General features: G+C 44.7%; 18 protein-coding genes. 9 read left to right on the top strand and 9 right to left on the bottom strand.

Annotated features, from left to right (window positions below; translation table 11 throughout):
- Nucleotides 1–141: 141 nt before the first annotated feature.
- Complete coding sequence (locus JHJ32_RS07640; protein ID WP_200120701.1) at nt 142–780, top strand: sulfite exporter TauE/SafE family protein; 639 nt, start codon at nt 142–144, stop codon at nt 778–780.
- 160 nt (nt 781–940) lie between these two features.
- Here JHJ32_RS07640 and JHJ32_RS07635 read toward each other — a convergent pair whose 3' ends face one another.
- From JHJ32_RS07635 to JHJ32_RS07620, 4 genes are read right to left on the bottom strand one after another with little or no spacing between them, the layout of a single operon-like run.
- Entirely contained in the window at nt 941–2,080 is a 1,140-nt protein-coding gene (locus JHJ32_RS07635; RefSeq protein WP_200120546.1) for a serine hydrolase, read from the bottom strand.
- A 10-nt stretch (nt 2,081–2,090) separates the two neighbouring features.
- Nucleotides 2,091–3,056 carry a hypothetical protein gene (locus JHJ32_RS07630; protein WP_200120545.1) on the bottom strand — a complete coding sequence of 322 codons (966 nt, stop codon included), beginning with the start codon at nt 3,054–3,056 and terminating at the stop codon, nt 2,091–2,093.
- Between the two features lie 27 nt (nt 3,057–3,083).
- The gene (locus tag JHJ32_RS07625) at nt 3,084–3,758 is read right to left on the bottom strand and encodes a hypothetical protein (protein ID WP_200120544.1); all 675 of its coding nucleotides are present in this window, start codon (nt 3,756–3,758) and stop codon (nt 3,084–3,086) included.
- Between the two features lie 4 nt (nt 3,759–3,762).
- Nucleotides 3,763–4,371, bottom strand: coding sequence for a TetR/AcrR family transcriptional regulator (locus JHJ32_RS07620; RefSeq protein WP_200120543.1), 609 nt, complete (start codon nt 4,369–4,371; stop codon nt 3,763–3,765).
- A 180-nt stretch (nt 4,372–4,551) separates the two neighbouring features.
- Between JHJ32_RS07620 and JHJ32_RS07615 the strand changes: the two genes are divergently transcribed.
- Nucleotides 4,552–5,064: a hypothetical protein gene (locus tag JHJ32_RS07615; protein ID WP_200120542.1), complete on the top strand. Its 513-nt coding sequence runs from the start codon at nt 4,552–4,554 to the stop codon at nt 5,062–5,064.
- A gap of 315 nt (nt 5,065–5,379) precedes the next feature.
- On the opposite strand, the gene JHJ32_RS07610 is transcribed toward JHJ32_RS07615, so the two are convergent.
- A complete protein-coding gene (locus JHJ32_RS07610; RefSeq protein ID WP_200120541.1) occupies nt 5,380–5,823 on the bottom strand; it encodes a helix-turn-helix domain-containing protein in 444 nt (147 codons plus the stop codon).
- A gap of 156 nt (nt 5,824–5,979) precedes the next feature.
- On the opposite strand from JHJ32_RS07610, the gene JHJ32_RS07605 reads away from it, so the two are divergent.
- The 3 genes from JHJ32_RS07605 (at nt 5,980) to JHJ32_RS07595 (ending at nt 11,094) form a co-directional block, all read left to right on the top strand.
- On the top strand, nt 5,980–6,798 hold the full coding sequence (locus JHJ32_RS07605; RefSeq protein ID WP_200120540.1) for a sigma factor-like helix-turn-helix DNA-binding protein: 819 nt from the start codon (nt 5,980–5,982) through the stop codon (nt 6,796–6,798).
- Nucleotides 6,799–6,800: 2 nt separating this feature from the next.
- Complete coding sequence (locus JHJ32_RS07600; RefSeq protein ID WP_200120539.1) at nt 6,801–7,895, top strand: hypothetical protein; 1,095 nt, start codon at nt 6,801–6,803, stop codon at nt 7,893–7,895.
- Nucleotides 7,896–10,440: 2,545 nt separating this feature from the next.
- Entirely contained in the window at nt 10,441–11,094 is a 654-nt protein-coding gene (locus tag JHJ32_RS07595; RefSeq protein WP_200120538.1) for a CPBP family intramembrane glutamic endopeptidase, read from the top strand.
- A 96-nt stretch (nt 11,095–11,190) separates the two neighbouring features.
- On the opposite strand, the gene JHJ32_RS07590 is transcribed toward JHJ32_RS07595, so the two are convergent.
- The 4 genes from JHJ32_RS07590 to JHJ32_RS07575 form a co-directional block, all read right to left on the bottom strand.
- Complete coding sequence (locus tag JHJ32_RS07590; RefSeq protein ID WP_200120537.1) at nt 11,191–11,532, bottom strand: hypothetical protein; 342 nt, start codon at nt 11,530–11,532, stop codon at nt 11,191–11,193.
- A 177-nt stretch (nt 11,533–11,709) separates the two neighbouring features.
- The gene (locus JHJ32_RS07585) at nt 11,710–12,087 is read right to left on the bottom strand and encodes a response regulator (protein ID WP_200120536.1); all 378 of its coding nucleotides are present in this window, start codon (nt 12,085–12,087) and stop codon (nt 11,710–11,712) included.
- 114 nt (nt 12,088–12,201) lie between these two features.
- Nucleotides 12,202–12,927, bottom strand: a complete 726-nt coding sequence (locus JHJ32_RS07580) for a class I SAM-dependent methyltransferase (RefSeq protein WP_200120535.1) — start codon at nt 12,925–12,927, stop codon at nt 12,202–12,204.
- Between the two features lie 26 nt (nt 12,928–12,953).
- A complete protein-coding gene (locus tag JHJ32_RS07575; protein WP_233632540.1) occupies nt 12,954–13,958 on the bottom strand; it encodes a glycosyltransferase family 2 protein in 1,005 nt (334 codons plus the stop codon).
- Between the two features lie 173 nt (nt 13,959–14,131).
- On the opposite strand from JHJ32_RS07575, the gene JHJ32_RS07570 reads away from it, so the two are divergent.
- The 4 genes from JHJ32_RS07570 (at nt 14,132) to JHJ32_RS07555 (ending at nt 18,099) form a co-directional block, all read left to right on the top strand.
- Nucleotides 14,132–14,752, top strand: coding sequence for an RNA polymerase sigma factor (locus JHJ32_RS07570; protein ID WP_200120534.1), 621 nt, complete (start codon nt 14,132–14,134; stop codon nt 14,750–14,752).
- On the top strand, nt 14,742–15,983 hold the full coding sequence (locus JHJ32_RS07565) for a hypothetical protein (RefSeq protein ID WP_200120533.1): 1,242 nt from the start codon (nt 14,742–14,744) through the stop codon (nt 15,981–15,983). The genes JHJ32_RS07570 and JHJ32_RS07565 overlap by 11 nt, the downstream gene beginning before the upstream one ends.
- A 258-nt stretch (nt 15,984–16,241) precedes the next feature.
- Nucleotides 16,242–16,607 carry a hypothetical protein gene (locus tag JHJ32_RS07560; RefSeq protein WP_200120532.1) on the top strand — a complete coding sequence of 122 codons (366 nt, stop codon included), beginning with the start codon at nt 16,242–16,244 and terminating at the stop codon, nt 16,605–16,607.
- Nucleotides 16,608–16,827: 220 nt separating this feature from the next.
- Entirely contained in the window at nt 16,828–18,099 is a 1,272-nt protein-coding gene (locus JHJ32_RS07555; protein WP_200120531.1) for an aminotransferase class I/II-fold pyridoxal phosphate-dependent enzyme, read from the top strand.
- Nucleotides 18,100–18,105: the final 6 nt, after the last annotated feature.

The following is an 18,105-nucleotide window of genomic DNA, read 5'->3' as shown; positions in this document are numbered from 1 at the left end:
GGGGCATTGGGTACCTTGATAGGTGCCGGCGGCGGATTCCTCTTGGTTCCTTTTCTTTTAATTGAGTATCCCGGATTCGGCCCCGACATCGTGACGGCGGTCTCCATGGCTGTGGTTGCCATTAACGCTATTTAGGGAACAATCGCTTACATACTTAAAAAGCGTGTTGATTATAAGGCGGGCTTGCTTTTTGCTGTTTTTACCATTCCCGGCTCCATACTTGGGGTTTATACCACCTCAGTTATTCCGATCTCGGCTTTCAGTGTAGGATTTGGTATCACCGTTTTGGCCATTGCTGCGTTCCTGTTTATCCGTGGTGGGGAAGAGACAGGCACCGTTGGCCGACCTCCCCGGAAAGGTTGGGTAAGCCGATGCCTTACCGACGCACATGGGACGCGTTTTCAATATGCTTATGACAGGCGAAGCGGCATTATTGTGAGTTTGTTCGTCGGATATTTTTCTCCCCTGCTGGGAATCGGCGGGGGAATTATCCATGTCCCTTTCATGACCGGCGTATTGCATTTCCCGGCACACGTCGCGACGGCGACTTCTCACTTTATACTTTCCATTATGGCCACGATTAGCGTAGTCGTACATTTTGCGAACGGTGCCTACCGTTCCCCTGAGGTAATTAAAGTCGTTGCCAGTTTAGGAGCAGGGGCAATGGTGGGTGCACAGGTCGGTGCGGTTCTCTCCCAAAAGATACACGGGCGTTTCATCATCAAGGCGTTGGCTATTGCTTTGTTCCTGGTAGGGGTGAGGCTGCTGATTTCAGCATAAGCAGACAACCGTTTCCTTTTTTGATAAGCAAAGCAAACGGTGGGCTACTGGCGAAACCATTGTATCCGTTGCATTGCACACCAGTTTATCGTTTTGAACTCACATAAATGGGTCACCATTGTACCCCGAAACCAACTCGATACGGCTGTATCCATTCACATCATTTTTCGGATAAAAGGCGTTCCATCAATTGATGACAGATCGAATCCAGTATAGCGTTCTTTCCGCCGATGTTTGTCAGTAGAATGACCGCGTTGCCAAGAGTTGGGTCAAGGGCCATTGACGCTGAATATCCTCCTGTTCCGCCATTGTGCCAAACATATTCATTGCCGTCTGTATAATGCACGATGAACCAGCCCAGTGCTACGTTTTCTTTGCCATCGGTAAGGGTGGGTTTCCGTTGCAGGTCGAGTACACTGTCCGGTTTGAAATTGGCGAGCGCAAATTTAGCGAGGTCATCCGTAGAAGATAGTACGGCACCCGCTGCTTCCATAGCGCATAGATCCCAGTTTTTTACCTTTTTCCCGGCGCTATTCCTGCCCTGTACCAGACGGTCGGCTACAGACTCTCGGCAGGTGGTAGAGGACTCCATACCGAGAGGATTAAAAATCTGTTTCTTCAATAGCGTTTCATAGTCGGTATGCTGTTTTGCCACCAAAAGATACCCCAGTAATGCAGCGCCCAAATTTGAATAATTAAATGTTGTTCCGGGAACGGTTTTCAGCTTAACACTCTTATGGAGATACTTATCGAATTTTTTCTTCGTATACCCATAGTAGGGATTCCCGTGTTTTTTGAGGTAAGGCCATAAATAAGCCGCTATCAGTTCCGTTGTTATCATGGACCGCATGAGTTTGCTGGGCAGCCTCGGTAATCCAGAGGTATGGTTGGCTAACGAAACCAAGGTAATGGGCTGTCCGTCTTTTTCTGCTCCGTTTATGGGGAAGGGTGAAATCGATGCAATAGGCGCATCTAAATCTACAACTCCATCGAAAACGGCGTGGGCGAGTAAGGTAGAGGTAAATACTTTGGTGATCGAGCCGATTTCGAAGACGGAGCGGCGATTGTCCACAGCGAGCCACTTTTTCTTTTCTTTCTTAAATCCCAGATAAGTGACTGCCCCGTTGCTGATAATAGCCGCGGAAACCTCAGCGTTATTAGGTAGCGAGTTTTTCAGTGTTTCAAAAAGCGAATCTATTTTTGATGACTTTGCAAGGGAGTCGGCACAACGTGTATAGCCCAAACTACTATTAAAAAAGAACAGGAGTATGGTAAGGTTACTGCATAAAATATGGGGCATATTCGAAATGCTAATTCAAAATCCCATCCGCAATTTTCAAATATCGGGATCGCTCGTATATACGCATGCTCTGGAACAGGTCAACACGTTCGACTGTAGGATATGACTCTTTAAAAAATGACGTAAAGTCCTTTATCAAGAATAGTTGTGGATTGTTATCTACAGGCGAGGTGTTTTGGCGAACTTCTGCTCTTTCTGAACCAAGGGACAACCTCAATGCACTGGATTGTGCTTTTTCCGTGTTATTTTCTGCTCCGCTGTTTTGAGACCACCGTAACAGCGTTGAAATGGCGGTCTGGTCAGGCGTATAGAGGTCGTACTCGACTGCTTCTTCCGAACCATCGTACTTCAGCTGTAATCTGTTTGGGCCACCATACGAGAACCTTATCGTGAATTCTCCAGACTTATGGATGTTGCCACGTACTGCATCTTCCTCATTTTTGAAGAGCCAAAATTGATTATCGGCGTTTTGCTGCAATACCAGCACTTCCCGGGTTTCAAAATCAAAGAAACTTTGTGGTTCCGTCCTTATTTTATCCCGGATGGCCTGACCGGTTTCATATTCTTCATCCTTTATAATCGGAACGATGTCACTAACCTCCATCGCTAAAAAGGGATCGACTACATGAATGGTCAATTTGGCCGCTTGTCCGCTTATGTCGTCTTTGACCATAATATCTGTTGTCCCCTTTTTTAGCGCATTGATGTAGATGGCACCGGCAGGAAAATCGGTAACCGAGACCATTGGCACAATAAGTTCCTCATCGAAGCCGCTCAGTGAATATTCTTTGTTGCCATTAGCAATTAACACATTAACATAATCCCCCTCCGATATATAATAGGTCTCCTGTATAAATTCCAGGTCTTCGGTTTCCACAGGCTTTTCCTTTTTACAGGACAGGATGGATAATGCTAAAAATACCCATAATAGCGCTATGCGCAGGTAATTGCCCAATGAGTTGATTCGTAGTTTCATAAAATGATATTTATAGGTTCTGCCCTTTTACTGTTTCATAGAATACTTTAAACGGTATTCCTTGATTGCGAGCGTGTCGCGTTCCGTCAATGTTTTGATGAACGATTCATTGAATTCATTGGATATGGTACCAAAGGAAAGTTGTTTGCGGTTTCCGTTTTCATCGTATCGAACCAATTTATAATAGAGCCGAGAAACCTCAAGGGCATGCTCTTGGTTGCGTACAATGAACTGGATATTATAAGTGCCATTTGAATTGATGTCAATGTCGTATTTAAAAAGATCAGACTTCACAATGGGATCATCGGTTACCTTATTTGTAGCGGACGACTTCAGTACCGTCGTCTCGCCCACCTGGTTTATATTACTGATTTCACTCAAAGCGGAGAATTGTATGATGTCCTTACCATCAAACGTAAAATAGGAATCAGCAAACCAATCTGGATCTTGTTCCGTAAACTTGGACTGGTAATACCGATAACCTGTATTTGTCTTTTCAGAATAAAGGCGGTCCAGGAACCCCTGGAGGGTTTCCTCGTGATACTTAGGGTCAAGCTCCGTTTCTCCGATAAAGAAACGCATTTCCGAGACCGGTTCTATAGCATCAAAAGTCAGTTGGTAAGGATATTTCACGACCTCTGTTTCTTTGCTGCAGCTGTATAAAATGCCCAATGCGCTCAACAGGGTAAAAATCTTCTTCATTTGTTTAGTGTTTATCTGTTATTAAATCGGCTTTTTCGAATACATCATGTATCAGTATATCCAACGCTTTTTTTATCCGTTCTTTGCCCTGGGTTTGTGTAATGTCAATTCCACAGAACGTACTACCGTTTGACGCTGCGTGGAGAGCAAGGTAATATAACCCTCCGACCTGTAAAGCCAGCATTGCTCTCAGATCGACATGCTTTTTGTTGAAATACGGGTCAAGATGCCGAAGCAAACGTTCACCTGTTTCTTCCCTGCTATCTGCCAATCTGCGCAGGATTTCATTTTTTTCACCGATTTCCCAATGAATGAACTTTTGCAGGGACTTATCCTCGATAACGGCTTCAAATTGTCCCTGCAACAGTGAACTCATCTCATCAGCATCAATACACTGTGGATCTTCGGACAATCTTTCAATGACTTCTTTTGCCTTTGTATTCCAGTAATCTTTCTGTCTGATATAAGTTTCTATGAGATTGTCCAGACTGCCGAAGTAGGTATACACCAGTTTCCTGTCCACTCCCGCTTTTTTACTGATATTGGAGATGTTAAGTCCGGAATAGCCCTGTTTTTGGATCACTTCACCCACGGCCGTAATCAGCTTGTGCATTGTTCGGGACTTTTCCCTGAGCGGGCCGGAAGATACTTTTCGGTTTTTTTTTACACGTGCTATGCTTCCAACTGATTTTTCCATGCTGATTATCTTTATCTTACAAATCTAAAAATTTTATCTCACATGTGAGATAAAATTTCATTTGACAAATGAAACACGTAATTTTACGGGATGAAAATGAATTTTTCAGTCTTCATCCTCCTAATGTCCCTACTTTCCTGCCAGGAGCGGAAAGCAACGGATAGCTTGGAGCCTGTTGCAAAAGGGGACTATTTTGAGCCGGGTAAAGAATATGTCCATATGATACCCGACAGTCTCCGAACGGCGGAACAGCAGGCGGTTTACGATAAACTGCAAAAGATGATTCCCCGCATCTACGTCGAACATGTGGTGGTCGAGGACAGCCTCCTAGTATTTAAGATGACCCGGGATGAATTCGCGGAGACGGGCCTTCCAGAACAGTATTATGATCTCCTGTTGAAAGACCTTAAAAACGTCAATGCATTTTTCTATTCCGGGTATGACGGAGGGCAAAGCATGGAAGCATTCTTGGAAGACGGCAAAAAACGTTATAAAGAATTAATGGAGCAGAATGCAGAGGAGAACAACGGCATACTTGAAAATAACAACACTGGTAACGGCGAAGAAGATATAAGTGCGAACACGCTTCCGAGCAAAGAAAACTGGTGATTTTCTAACCGGCATCTGGTTTTGTTGCAGAAACCCCGCAACTGGGTGGTGGTTAATCGATACACGGAACAAGTGCAGGCCTGTTTAAGTGCGGGCTTATCTGTTTGTATACTAGGTATACCGGTACCCTCTTTGCCGACAGTACAAAGCCGGTGCCTGAGCAGGTCAGCTTCTACGATGGCATTCCTCGCACAAACTGATCAGATATGAAATAGGTTTTACTGAGGATCAACTTGAAAAACTCCGGCGGTTGTCGGCCATCCCCGAAGGAGTAGCTAATTTAATATGTAATAAAAAATGAAAGCAGGCGTAGGTTTATTTACCTTTCAGCCTTTTCACCTCTTCGGCCAGATCCAGTACCGCCTTACTTAGATTGGCAATGGATTCAGTTTTGGCCCGGTCTTCTTCCAAGAACTTTTCAAACAATTCAAGCAGTTTTTTAGGTACTTCGTTGTTTATGGTTGAACGGTAATGTTGAGTAGAAGAGTCATGGAGACTATTGTTGCTTTGAATATTGTAAACAACTTTTTCTTCCTTGAAATTTTTGATAAATTCGGGCGTGACGCCCAAGCCCGCGGCCAATATGGCAACATTGGCGTCATCGATAAACTCCGATTGTTCCAACTTCGATATCTGCTGCTGGCTCCATCCGTTGCAGCGTTGGCCCAATTCATATTGCTTGATACCTGATATTTCACGGATACGTTGAACATTATGCCCTAAATGCACTTCATTGTGCTCAAAAATCTCATTATTCATATTCAAATATAAATCAAACGTATTGTGGTAAAAAACAATTTGTTATGGTTTTTTACCATCGTTTACGGTGTTTGTAAACTTTACCTTTGTAAAGGTATTCAAATAACTGAAAACGGTCAACTAATGCACCGCATTGATACTGTAAACTAACCGCATATGATAAAACGTTTACTCAAATCAACGAAAAACGCAGAAAAGTATCTTGCCAAATTAAAAGCCGGTCAGGAGGAAGGGCTTAATTATTTCTATCATGCCTATTACCGGCACTATGCCTACCGAGCGTACCGGTTTGTAAAGGAAGATGTGGTGGCTAATGCCATGGCTCAGGAAGCATTTCTCCGGTTGTGGATTTTGCGTGGTATCATCCGGGACGTGTCTCACCTCCATGAATTTCTCGGCAATCAACTTAGGGAGGCTGGGAAAGCCTATTATGGTAAGACCATCAATCGGTTTTACCGGAGTATGCTCCGTTTGGATGGTATTGAAGATTTCCAGGAGTTTATGCTGGGCTACGAACTGGAGGAAGAACAGGAAGAGGATACCGTTTGCCTTGAACAACTCGAAAAAGAAAAGCAGCAACATTTGGAAAAACTCAATGGCTTGCTACCAAATCTCGATGAGCAACAGCAATTGTTTATCAAATTATGTCTTAAATACGATTTCAGTTATGAACGCGTAGCCCATCATCTCGGCGGCATTTCTGATTACGAGGTGGCCCAACGTATGGAACAGTGCATTGCCAACCTCAAAGCTGCCCTTTCGGATACGACCAAGCTGGACAGCGCTACGCGTACCAAGCCCATCGTCACAGAGGGAATGCTCACCGACGAGCAGGCGCAGGTATTAGCAATGCGCTATGATCTGCAATATTCATTCGAGGAAATCGCCGAGGCATTGCAATTGGATGATGTCAAGGTCAAATCCCTATTCGTACAGGCATATGCCGTTATCCGGAAATCCAAGAAATCTGCGTAGCCATGGAAAAGAAAACCATCATTCTGACCCGGAAAATACAGATATACGTGGACTGCGAAGATAAGGAGCAGAAAGATGCCTATTACAAGCAATTATATGAGTGGCAGTTCTTATCGTTCCAGGCAGCCAATCTGATTTTCACTCACCTGTATGTGCAGGACCGCGTGAAGGATTTGATTTATTTCACCGAGGACATAAAGGTGAAGCTGGCCGACTATAAAAAAGATGAAGACGGCATCCTGAATTCCTCCCGGATGAACACGACCTATCGGATTCTTTCAAGCAATTTTTTGGGTAAGATGCCGTCCAATATTTTCTCCAACCTGAACAACACTCTGCATAGCATATACAATACGGAGCGGAGTGCCTATTGGAAGGGAGAAAAGTCGCTGCGGAACTACAAACGCAGTATCCCCATGCCGTTCGGGGCTGATAAACTGAAACTGCACAATGACGAAAAAGGAAGGGATTTTAAGTTCAAGCTATTCAAAATACCGTTCAAAACCTATTTGGGCAAGGATCGGTCGGATAAGAAGGTCTTATTGCAGCGGACATTGGCTGGAACGTTGAAATTACGTACCAGTTCGCTGAAGATTGACAAAGGCAAGCTGTACTTGTTAGCGGCATTTGAAATGGAGCGTGACGAACACCAACTTAAAGATACGGTGATTGCTGAAGCCTCCCTTTCCATCGAACATCCTATTGTAGTGAAGGTAGGCAAAGAGAATTTCCAGATCGGCAACAAGGAAGAATTCCTGCACCGGAGGCTCGCTATACAGGCCGCAAGGCATCGCCTTCAACGGGGTTCCACGTTCAATCGTTCGGGCAAAGGCCGACGGCGCAAGCTGAAAAGTCTGGAGGATTGGGATGCCAAAGAATTGCGATACGTGGACAACCGGTTGCACTTATACAGCCGCAGACTGATTGATATGTGCATTAAAACGCAGGCGGGTACATTGCTGTTGGTAAACCAGCAGCAAAAAGAGGAAGTGGCCAAAGAAGAAGAATTTCTGCTCCGCAATTGGAGCTATTACGGGCTTAAAGAGAAAATTGCTTATAAAGCCAAGAAAGCGGGAATCAATGTGATTGAGGAATAGCGAACACCCTGCATCAGCGTTCTTTGAAATCTTTGAGGCTGCTTGTACAGCCGTAGGGTGAGGTTAAAAAACACTCACTGAATACTTTTTTTGCAAAGGTGGTTCTCGCGTTTGCTTTGCTCTTAAAACGGGCTGCTGTTCTCCCGAAGGTATAGACAATAGTCTCGTTCACAAACGGATTGTATACAACCGTAGTTTCTCACGCCCATTGGAAACACTTGGCGATAATACGTATATACATCGCTCTTGACGGTGCCTTTTTGAATTCCAAAGACATTTGAATATATACAATCTTGCTCTTGTTCTCGCGCTGGGCTGCTATTTCCAAGTGTTTGCAATTCGCTCGTCTGATGAAAGTACCAAAGGTAAAGTATACTTGCGTACATTTTCGTGGATTATGGAGATAATTGGTTGATATATACAATAGTCTCGGAACTTGATGAAAACATCAAAAGTGAAAACCCTGTAGAGGGGCATATACAACCCCTGCTTGTTTTGTGTTCTTGCGAATAAGTTCCTTATGGTGAAGATACCATACTTATACAGCTAAGTGAACACCCAGCCCGTTAACGAATTTTTTCTGGAGGCTGCTTGTACAGCCGTAGGGTGAGATCAGGGTTGATACTCACTGAATTTCTTTCAACGGAGGGTCTCTTGTCGGCGAACATATACAACGGTTGGCGCTTGCTTATATCAAGGAGTAAAATTCTTCGATATACAACGGCAGAGAACCACACCTTGTTCGTGTGAAGCCTACAACTGCACTCTCTTGTCAGAGCAAATTTATGCAACAGTCTCGACTGCGAATGTGGTAGAAAGCGGGTATGGCCTCCTACACGTATTCTGGGCAGATGTGCTTATTACTTGGAATTACACAACGGCCTTGCCGTGAAGCCGCTGAAGAATGAGGCTGCTACGCACACCAATTTAAAAGGAACATACAACTGCTAGTGCCTGGGCGCATGCCCAGAGACGGGTGTTGGCCACTACAAGAAGAATATGGCTAGGGAACTGTTGAGGAACAAACACATAAAACGTTCTTTAAAATTTTTGAGGCTGCTTGTACAGCCGTGGGGTGAGGTTAGATCAACACTCACTGAATACTTTTTGCAATGTTCGCCCTATTGGTTTGCTTGTTGGCGAATTATGCTTTGATGGATTGTGAATACAATAGGCTCCTGGCGGTCCCTTAATATCCCTTTTGATTAGTAATAATACGACGGGTCTGCTGTTCACTCGAAGACACAGATAGTATAGAAATTGGGATCGAAAACAGTTGTAATCATATTTACAATTTCCTGGCGGTACTTTACAGCGGCTGACTTTCTTTATTTTACAGCTTACAACGCTCCCTGTTGGAAACGTGATTAATATGCAACGCTCTTAGTCGTGCCTTTCATACATTGAATAGATAACGCTTTACTCTTTGTTTTCCAGAGGTGATGCAGCGGTTAAATGTTTACGAGTATACAACAGTCTCCAACTTCTCTTCAATATAGCGGTATATGTTATTCTGTCATTGGGAAAACATGAAAGAAATATTATGGTTGAGGTGCTTGTACAGCCGTAGTGTGAGGTCGGATGGACATGACTTTTTATTGCAGCAGGGGATGATAGGTTAATGCATAATACATACGTATACAATTCTCTCTCGTTCGAAAAATACCATATTCTTAAATATGCAAGATAAAGGTATATGCAACTCTCTCGTTTGGGAAAAACAGAAAGAAATGTCACTATTGAGGCTGCTTGTACAGCCGCAGGGTGAGGTCAGCTAGACACTCACTGAATATTTTTTGCAATGGTGAGCCGTCTGTAAGATTACCTTTCTTTCAGCAATGGTTTGCTGTTGATTCTTGAATTACAATTTTCTGGCGGAACCGCTTTATGAAAGGTCTTAAGTCCACCGTTGATAATTCGGTATGCAACGGGCTGCTGTAATCCGTCCACGTTACAATAGCCTTTTTATAAACAAACGTATACAATAGGCGTAGGTGAGTACCAATGCATTTTTTTTCACAGTTTTTTAGCACTACGCTTAAACGAGAAAGGATATTTTTATTGAGGTTGCTTGTACAACCGCAGGGTGAAGTCAAATGACACTCACTAAAAATTTCATACAACGGCGGCCTTTGCGTTTTTGTCATTTCATGGTACGGCTGTTGATGAATGATTTACAATGTTCTTGGCGGTACCTCCAAATGTTTGGGTTCAAAATTCTCATACATTATAATCCTGGAGGCTGCTTGTACAGCCATAGGGTGAGGTCGGGTTGACACTAACTGAATATCTTTTTGCAACGTGGTCTCGCGTTTGCTTCCTTTTGCTTATACAACGGCCTGCTGTAAATCCCGTGATATCGTTGAAACAGGCAATCAATTACTTTTCAGTTTCTGGAAAGTTTCATGATCATAGCTTGGAGGAAATCTGGGACGACGGAAAATATTATAAAGAATTAATCGAACAGAACGCAGGGGAGAACAAGTAGTGAGGCACTAAATGATAAACCGGCAAAAAAACCTTATTTTGGGCATAAACGCTTGCAATGATCTCATCAATCAAAGAAACATATAGAGAGGTTTACAGCTTTCTAAAACATCCGACTGACAAACCTGCGGAAATTCAAACTGTAAGCCAAAAAATCAAAAGGCTTTTTTCGGTTTTGGCTATAGAAATCCCGATTATAGCAACGCTCGGTTTTATTATTTATGGAATTGAAAAACTTGGACTAATCCATACAGGTGTACATAAATTGGATACTTTGTTCCATCAGTTGCCTTTATGGAAATTTGTCCTTTGGGGTGTGATAATAAATCCTTTCTTTGAAGAGTTAATCTTTCGACTTTTATTGAGGTTTGAGTCCAAGGGTTTGGCGAACTATTCTTTGCTGTCGATTTCAAATATCGGCAAGCGAATCATGAGGAAAATTGAATTAAGTTTGATTTATCTCTGGAAGAACAAATTTCATTTGGTTTTCTTTCTATCGACATTGCTGTTTGCTATTTCTCATTTATCGAACTATGAGTTCTCAATGACAGTTTTGCTGTTATCGCCGCTACTTATTGCACCTCAGTTTATCACCGGTCTCTTATTAGGATATTTGCGAGTCAGGTATAATTTGATGTTAGGATATTTTATGCATGTTATTCACAATGCCTTTTTTATATCAGTGTCATTAATTCTCATTAATTTTCTGTAGGGCAGTTAGTTTGTTGAAGATGGGGATTCTTTAAAGACTGGCGGTGAAAAATCTAACTATTGAAATATAGCCCCTGTTTAGATGGGTATTTGTAGATTACATAGCGTTCGGATCAATATGGACCAGCCACGTGCCGTCTATTTTCACCAACTCTACTGTTTCCTCTTTTTTTCCATCCATGAAAGTCACCCATGCCCGATTACCGGCAACAGAGTCCCGAATTTTTTCAAATTTAAAGTCGGGTTGAACGGACAGGCCGCCTAACCCGCTTGCGAAATCAAGCATATTTCCAGTGGCCTCGGTAGCGTGCTTTTTTGCTTCGTTGATTTTGCCTTTAGCCATGCTTTCGGTAAACTCCTTTGCTACGTTAGTAGGGGATGAGGAACATGAATATAGAAAGTATCCCGCCAGAAAGCAAATAAAAAAATATCTTTTCATAACGTCCTATTTAATAGGTAAATAATACAAATTTAGCCATAACCTTAGATAAATACAAGACTATTTTCCCAGCTTGAATCCCTGGTTGAGAGGTGCCGGGAAAGGCCGAAAAGGGCTATTTCAAGCTGCTTGAAGTAGAGATATCTGGAAGTCGTCCAACCCTGCCAATCATGGATATCATCTCGATACCGTAACCCGCGAAGCAACGTACTGCTGTGTCATTTCTTTCAGATCCGTCAGATTGAACGGTTTGCCGATAAAACTTTCGGCTCCTGACCGTCTCAATGATTCAGATGGAACGGCATCGCCTGACATTAGCAAAACCGGGGTTTCACGAAATGTCTCATTCTTTTTCAGCCTTCTGCATGCTTCCACGCCGTTCCCATCTGGCAGGTTAACATCCAGTAGTACCAGAGATGGTCTGATTTTCCTGACACACTGTTCGAACGCCGTGATATTTGAGAATCCAAAAACATGAAAATCCTCCTCAAGTATCTGCGAAACCAGTTCCCTTATCGTATTATCATCTTCGACTACAAAAACCAGCTGTCTCATTAGACCTCCTTTTTTCTTTAAACCGAAAAAGCGGAAAAATTGTTTCCTGTATTGCAATGTTTTTGTTACTGTAGTGGTGGCAAAAACAGTTGATCAGCCCGCTTGAAATACATACTAAAAGTAATTCGTTTTCCTGAACAGATAATTGGGATTTTTGATAATGAGTTCATATCTGTCCATTTTCTTGATTTCCCTGACCAACCGATTGACGCCAAACCGGGTATAATAATCGGCCGAATCATCGAAAAGGATGAAACCGCCTGTTTCGAGGTGCCTATCCACGTTCAGGAAATCGTCCCTTGCAAATTGGTACGTATGGTTTCCGTCTATGTAGGCAAAGCTGATCGGTCCGCCCAACCGGATATTCCTGCCCATGACATCGGTAGCAGCTGCGCAGTTATCCCACAGGTCGAAGAAGTCATTGGAGAAACATTCCATGGTGTGAGGTAATTTGCCGCTGAAAAAGCCCACGTTCCGGATATAGGTTTCTTTGACGAACCGCCTATATTGCTCGTGCGTGATATCAGATGAACCAAGGAATGAGCCCTGGTTTTCCGTGCCCTCAAAATGCCATTTGTCGCATGTTATAAGCCGATTTGCTCTGTTTGCTTTCCGGAGATAATGGCTGATGGCGTTGGTCGAAAGCCCGCAGAAACTGCCTATTTCGATGATGGGATTATCTGATGGTAGGTTTTCGGTTGCGTATTCAATGCAGTAGATGTTTCCTTCGTTAAGCATCCCTGGATTGGCGAACCGCAGCCAGTTGATGAAAGAGTCGGGGCTGGCTTTCCTCTGTTTATATAAGTGCCATAGATAACGTAAACCATTGATTGCTTTCATTAATACTGATATCTCTTGAATTGGTTTTATTTGTAAAAAGTTTGCTGGAACGCCGAAAATTCTCCCCTGCGAAAAAGAATCCGCGAAACGAGTGCATGCAGAAATCCCAATCCGTACCCGATCAATTGGATGTAACTTGCGCCAACTGCCAGCAGGCCGATAGGGACACTCCTGTTCCTGACCGTGGCATCCACTCCGATAACGACTGCATGGAAGGCCAGGAATAACAGGAAATAAGGAGAGAAAAACATGGACAATACCAAAATCAAGACCACCCCGGCGGTGAAGATCGCGGGAGCGCAATGCACCGCTTTCAACGAATGGGGATGCCGCTTATACAGGTTGATCCGTGCAATACCCGAATTGTATACCTGCTTGAAAAACCGCTGGAGGTTGGTTCGTCTCCTATGGTAAACATAGGCTTCCCTTATGAGCTTTGTCCTGAAGCCCAAGCCGATAATCCGTATGCTCATATCGATATCTTCCCCAAAGCGCATTGCGGAAAATCCCCCGGTTTTCCCGTACACCTCCCGGGAATAGCCCATGTTGAAACTGCGGGGATGGAATTTTTCCATCTTCTCGTTTCCGCCACGGATACCCCCCGTTGTAAAAAAAGAAGTCATCGAATAGTTGATGGCCCGCTGGACCGCCGTGAAATCCTCCTTTGCACTGTCCGGCCCCCCGAATGCATCCGCATAATCCTGCGAAAGCGACCGTTTCACGGTTTCGATATAATGCGGTGGCAGCACACAATCCGAATCAAGGAAAATGAGGTAGTCACCCGTGGCAAGCTCGATCCCCAGATTGCGGGCCTGCCCGGGGCCGGAGTTTTCCTTATAGATGTATTTGATATCCAGTTTCCCATCATATGTTTCCACCACCCACTCGCATCGGTCCGTGGAGCCGTCCTCGACAACAAGCACCTCAAAACCGGAGTCGGTTTGGCCGGCAAGGCTTTCGAGTAAATCCCTTACCTCCGAGGGACGGTCAAAGACGGGAACGATGATGGATAGCTGCATGGACAGAGACATTGAATCGCTTTTAAAAAGAGGGGAAGACGTATTCCCGTTGCCCCTCTATAGGATAGAGACGTCAGCTTTACCGGAAACGCTAAGCGATTCCCGCCGTTTAAGCGGGAAAATGGAAAAACAGGAAAAAATCAATATTTTTATTAGCGTTCCACAAAACATTTCCGTCTATATACATGGGAGCGTATGAATTTGGATTTAAACAGACAGGACAGCTACTTTACGTGGACGGAAAGGAAAACGAACTTTTAGCCGATATCTTAAGCGTACACGGCAGCCTTACCGCCCAGCAGGAAGAACAGCTTTATCGCCTGTATTGGGGCAAGCTGATGGGTTTGGCCAGAAGATATGTGGTAAACCGGGAGACGGCCAGGGAAGTCGTGAACGATAGCTTTGTCAAGGCTTTCGACAGGTTTGCGGATTTCAGGGGAGATGGGCCGGACAAGCCGACCGCATTCAATGCCTGGCTGGTACGCATCACCATCAATACGGCCATCGACCGTCTGCGCGTACAGCGGGCAATGCCCGAAACGACATCGCTTGACCGACTGGAAAACCATCCGGCGGTGGAAATGGATGACAGGTTACAGGTGGATGATATCCTGCGTCTCCTTGAAAGACTGCCTGTTATGCACCGAATCGTTTTCAACCTATATGAATTGGAGGGATACAGGCATGATGAAATAGCGGAACTGCTGCAAATTCCAGCCAGTTCAAGCCGGGTTTACCTCGCTAAGGCGAAACAGGAATTACGGGCACTGTACATCAAATATTTCGGGGGGAGGTATGATGGGTAAGCGGAGCAAGAAAGAATTGATAACCGGCGTCAGGGATTTCCTGCGGGATTTCGAGGAACCCTATGACCACCGGGAATGGGAGCGCTTCCAACGCCACAGGAAAAAGAAGCAGCGGAAACCCCTGCCGCTCTTCGTCAAGCTGGCGGGTATCGCGGCCTCGCTGTTCCTGATGGTCTATGCCTCGGTAAAATATCTCCCGTTGCTGGATGGGACCGACAGGAAAGAAACCCCGGTGCCAAGGCAAACACCCAAGCTCCCAGCGGATATAAACGGACAAAGGGAGGATTCGATAACCATTGACTCAATATCGCAGGGGGTTGACCGTTCCGGGCAAACCAATGAAGAGGATGGGATACAACCAGGAGAAATCCGCCGCATGGTTGATTCTCCGGGAGATATACAATCCCAACAGGTATCGTCCGAACTGCCGGGAGGTCGGGAAACCCTGATGTCCGATGCAAAAATGATCATGCCGCCAACCGGAAGTGAAATGGAAACGGTACCATTGCCGAAGCATCTGGGAAGTGCGGGAAAGTTACCAAAACGAACGCCGCACAGAGGTAAGGGCATAAGCCTGCCGAGCCTACATCGATCAGATGAAAGCGGGGTAGATCTTGGAAATATTGGATTCGGTGTCAACCTCAATCCTGCGTTTACCGACAAAGGATTTACGTTCGGCGGTGGGGTATCCGCTCGGATTCCACTCACCGACCGGATATCCACCGAAATCGGGATCAACTATTCACGCATGACAGCCGGAAAAAATTGGAGGGCAGACATGACCGACACCATCAATTCCCAGACCGTGGGGACCCGGAACACCGTGGGAATGGTATCCATACCTTTCTCCCTGAATTACGCGTTCTCGGAAAATTTCTCCGCTTCGTTGGGGCTTATGCCTTTCAGGGCAGTAAGCGACAGGCGAACCGATATCCTCCAGACCAATCGATGGGTGCGCGGCGACCTTTCGTCGGGCGACACGACGAGGCGTCTCGTCAGCGAACGGAGCAAAATGAGACAACCGGATTCGCTTTACCTGGGGAACAACTATTGGGGATTCGTCCAGCTATCCGGCCGTATAAGCCCGACTTTCTTAAAACGGTATAATATAGTGATCGCACCATATGTCGGGATTCCCATCGGTCGATTGCGGAATGAACAATACCAATGGTTGCACGGCGGGGTATCGTTAAGGTTTTACCTTCCGCAAACAAATGGGCATGGGAAATAATGTAAGCTGCTTCGGAATAATGTGGAATAGTTGAATTATGAATGCTTAGGAGACTGCGGCGGTACCCATATATTGAGCGTAATTTCCCGTAATACAGCTGTCTGAAAATAATAAGATTATAGTTTATTCCTAAATTTGACTGGAAATACATGGTAGTTAGCGAAATCGTGATTGTTATCTGATTCGGTTTTAATCTTCGCGAAAACTCAGAGCTTTCATCGGTTTTCATTAATTGTACAATCCTAAAAGTAACCAGCTATGAAAATGATTTTAATGTTAGCATTTATGACGCTAGTAAGCCTAACAGCTTTTGCTCAAGATGTTCAAAGAACTGGAATAGTGGATGCGCAGGACCAATCCTATTCGTATGCTTATATCTCGGTTGAGGGCAAACTATTTTCCAAAAAGCTAAAAGTAGGTGTGGATTTCGGAGATACGCCGGAACAGCTGAAAGCAGGCGAAGAATATTCCAAAAAACTGACTAATAAAAAGTCTTATGCGGCTATACTGAACTATATGGTCGAGAATCAATTTGAACTTGTTGAAACACTCGATTTTACCAGTGCTTATAACGGCACGGGAGGAACTTCGGGGATCGTTTTTATTATGAGGAAAAAGAAATAGTCGTCCCTGATCACGTATATCCTTGCGTGAATGGACAAACAATACCTTCTCTTCACCTTATAAAATCTGGTAAAATCCAAAAAGTCCTTGAAATCAGGTTGAAAATCGGTATATTTACCTAACAGTTTATAGCGAGATCCCATTCGCATAAGTAGCTGCCATGCAATTCCGGAGTACTGCCAATATGCTGCTTATTCTCACTACCAATATACGCAGAATTATGAGCATAGATTTTACTACAGCCACATTCAAGGACTTTGAGGATATCGATGAGCTGGATGCTTTCCAGCGGGCAAAGGAATTTACGAGGTTCACGGACTACATGGCAGCGAACGGCCATATGAATTATAGGCTTAACACTACCACCGGCTGCGGACCGGAAATGGATGTCGTTACGCCTTATGACATCAAACCAAAACGGTGTGTATGCTTTGTTTCAAACGACTACCTTAATTTCAGTCAGCATCCCATGGTAAAACAAGCCGCGATGACTGCGATCGGAAAATATGGTACGGGTAGTGGCGCGTCACCCCTGATCGGAGGGTATTTCGAGTACCACAAACTGCTGGAGGAAAAGATTGCTGCATTCTACCATCGAACGGCTAATGAATCCGTCATTTTCACCACTGGCTACACCGCCAATAGTGCTACGCTGCTCTCGATGCTGAAAAAAAGCGATATCGCCATTGTAGATATGGGTGTACATGCAAGTGTCGCCGAGGGGTTAAGAGGGACAAACGCAAAAACATTTCCCCATAACAACCTCTCTGCATTGGAGCACATACTCAAGACAGTTCAAAGCACGTTCCGCACGAAACTCGTCGTTGTGGACGGGGTTTATTCCCAAGACGGAGATGTGGCGCCGCTCGATGAGATGTTCGCACTCGTCAAACGATACGGTGCCTATCTTATGGTGGATGATGCCCACGGCATTGGTGTATTGGGACGGACGGGACGCGGTGTGCTGGAAGATACGCAATTGTTAGATAAGGTTGACATCGTATCGGGCACATTCAGCAAAGCGCTGGGCCATATTGGCGGTTACACCATTGCCAATCCTTATGTGACCAACTTCGTCCGGTTCCAATCCCGCCAGCAGATATTTTCGTCTACGGCTCCGCCCACCGTCATGGGTATCATAAAAGCTATTGAGCTCATCGACGAAGAACCGCATTGGCGGGATAAGCTATGGCAGAATATAAATCACTTCAAAAAGGGGCTAAACGACCTTGGCCTGGATACCGGAACTACATGCAGTGCCATTATCCCGGTGAAGATAGGTGACCCACACGTTACCGGAGATGCAGGAAGATTGTTGCTTAAGGCGGGAATATTTACAAATCCAATCCTTTATCCCGCTGTTCCGAGACATGACGCACGTATTCGTATGAGTATAATGGCAACGCATACGAAAGAGCATCTCGATCGTGCGCTTGAAGCATTTGAGTATGTGGATAACCAATTGAACATTGCAAAAAGAGATATAAATTAAAGAAAA

Source organism: Parapedobacter sp. ISTM3 (assembly GCF_016533505.1).
GTDB classification, from domain to species: domain Bacteria; phylum Bacteroidota; class Bacteroidia; order Sphingobacteriales; family Sphingobacteriaceae; genus Parapedobacter; species Parapedobacter luteus.
The sequence above is the reverse complement of the archived record's forward strand: the minus strand, read 5'-3'. Positions and strand labels throughout refer to the sequence as shown.

Coding starts and splice junctions, on each gene's coding strand:
- JHJ32_RS07570 (WP_200120534.1), top strand. CDS start 14,132: ATGGGAGCGTATGAATTTGGATTTAAACAGACAGGACAGCTACTTTAC.
- JHJ32_RS07580 (WP_200120535.1), bottom strand. CDS start 12,927: ATGAAAGCAATCAATGGTTTACGTTATCTATGGCACTTATATAAACAG.
- JHJ32_RS07575 (WP_233632540.1), bottom strand. CDS start 13,958: ATGTCTCTGTCCATGCAGCTATCCATCATCGTTCCCGTCTTTGACCGT.
- JHJ32_RS07620 (WP_200120543.1), bottom strand. CDS start 4,371: ATGCACAAGCTGATTACGGCCGTGGGTGAAGTGATCCAAAAACAGGGC.
- JHJ32_RS07560 (WP_200120532.1), top strand. CDS start 16,242: ATGAAAATGATTTTAATGTTAGCATTTATGACGCTAGTAAGCCTAACA.
- JHJ32_RS07590 (WP_200120537.1), bottom strand. CDS start 11,532: ATGAAAAGATATTTTTTTATTTGCTTTCTGGCGGGATACTTTCTATAT.
- JHJ32_RS07600 (WP_200120539.1), top strand. CDS start 6,801: ATGGAAAAGAAAACCATCATTCTGACCCGGAAAATACAGATATACGTG.
- JHJ32_RS07625 (WP_200120544.1), bottom strand. CDS start 3,758: ATGAAGAAGATTTTTACCCTGTTGAGCGCATTGGGCATTTTATACAGC.
- JHJ32_RS07555 (WP_200120531.1), top strand. CDS start 16,828: ATGAGCATAGATTTTACTACAGCCACATTCAAGGACTTTGAGGATATC.
- JHJ32_RS07605 (WP_200120540.1), top strand. CDS start 5,980: ATGATAAAACGTTTACTCAAATCAACGAAAAACGCAGAAAAGTATCTT.
- JHJ32_RS07615 (WP_200120542.1), top strand. CDS start 4,552: ATGAATTTTTCAGTCTTCATCCTCCTAATGTCCCTACTTTCCTGCCAG.
- JHJ32_RS07595 (WP_200120538.1), top strand. CDS start 10,441: ATGATCTCATCAATCAAAGAAACATATAGAGAGGTTTACAGCTTTCTA.
- JHJ32_RS07635 (WP_200120546.1), bottom strand. CDS start 2,080: ATGCCCCATATTTTATGCAGTAACCTTACCATACTCCTGTTCTTTTTT.
- JHJ32_RS07610 (WP_200120541.1), bottom strand. CDS start 5,823: ATGAATAATGAGATTTTTGAGCACAATGAAGTGCATTTAGGGCATAAT.
- JHJ32_RS07565 (WP_200120533.1), top strand. CDS start 14,742: ATGATGGGTAAGCGGAGCAAGAAAGAATTGATAACCGGCGTCAGGGAT.
- JHJ32_RS07585 (WP_200120536.1), bottom strand. CDS start 12,087: ATGAGACAGCTGGTTTTTGTAGTCGAAGATGATAATACGATAAGGGAA.
- JHJ32_RS07630 (WP_200120545.1), bottom strand. CDS start 3,056: ATGAAACTACGAATCAACTCATTGGGCAATTACCTGCGCATAGCGCTA.